At 71.2% G+C, this 1,261-nt stretch carries 1 protein-coding gene; it reads left to right on the forward strand.

Going from position 1 to position 1,261, the window contains the following annotated elements; all coding sequences use genetic code 11:
• Window positions 1-131: 131 nt before the first annotated feature.
• Window positions 132-1,253: an IS110 family transposase gene (locus ACKUUJ_RS09735; protein WP_409065448.1), complete on the forward strand. Its 1,122-nt coding sequence runs from the start codon at window positions 132-134 to the stop codon at window positions 1,251-1,253.
• Window positions 1,254-1,261: the final 8 nt, after the last annotated feature.

Raw genomic sequence — 1,261 nt, forward strand, 5'->3', positions numbered from 1 at the left:
CAGACACTATGACCCAATCCAGGGGCACGGAAACGACAGGAGCCCCCGCTCGTGACCGCGGGTCGGGGCTGCGACAATGTTGTTGAAGTGCCAGAGGCGCAGCCGCGCCGCAACGAGGTTGGGAGGCTCCCGTGCCTAGATATTCTACCGCCTTCGGAATGGACGTACACCTCAGGTCCACCACCGTCTGCGCGCTCGACGCGGAGACGGGCGAGGCCGTGACGAGGAGGTTCCGCGGCAACCCCTGGGGCGAGGTCGCGGAGTGGATGTCGGGCTTCCCCGGCCCGTCGCTCGCCGCCTACGAGAGCGGCTACCTCGGCTTCGCCCCGCAGAGGGAGCTCTCCGGGCTCGGCGTCGACTGCGTCGTCGCGGCCGTCTCCAAGGTCCCGAGGTCGGCGGCAGACTTCTCGTCCAAGAACGACCGCAACGACGCGGCCAGGATGGCCAAGGCGATACTGTCGCACGACATCTCCCCGGTATGGGTGCCGTCCCCCGAGATCGAGGGGCTCAGGGACCTCGCCGGGGCCCACGACGCGGCGACCGCGAGGCTCGCGGCGGCGAAGCAGCGGCTCCTGGCGTTCCTGGCCCGCCGCGGCTACGCCTACGGCGGCACGACGCCGGCCGGAAACCCCCGGAGGTACTGGACGTACGACTTCCTCAGGTGGCTCGACAAGGTCCGGCCCGCCGACGACGGCGGCATCCGGGCGCTTGCGGCGCTGAGGAGCGAGGTCGAGGCGGCCGCCGAGACGCGCGACGACCTCCTCGCCGAGTACAGGGCCGCCGTCGCGGCGGGCCCCCTCTCGGCGGAGGTCGAGGCGCTCCAGTCGATCAAGGGGTGCGGGTTCGCGCTCGCCGCCGCCTTCGCGTCCGAGGTCGGCGACTTCTCGAGGTTCCGCTCCGGCAGGCAGGTGACGTCCTACTTCGGCCTCGCCCCGAAGCAGAGGTCGAGCGCGGACTCCGTGCGCCTCGGCGGGATCAGCGGGGCCGGCAACGCCCTCGTCAGGAGGTTGGCTGTCGAGGGGTCCTGGAGCTACGTCCAAGCGAGCCACCAACCGAAGCTGATGCCCAAGGGCAGCGGCGTCCCGCTCGAGGTAAGGATGCACGGGAGGAAGGGTTCCGAGCGCCTGCTCCGGCGCCGCGAGGAGATGCTCGCCAGGGGCATGCCCCAGGCGAAGGCGAACGCCGCCACCGCGGCCGAGCTCGTGAGGTGGCTCTGGGCCCTCGGCATGATGTGCCGGGAGGGCGCGGAATAGACATAGCC

This window comes from Collinsella sp. wc0583 (genome assembly GCF_046116915.1).
Classification (GTDB): Bacteria; Actinomycetota; Coriobacteriia; order Coriobacteriales; family Coriobacteriaceae; genus Collinsella.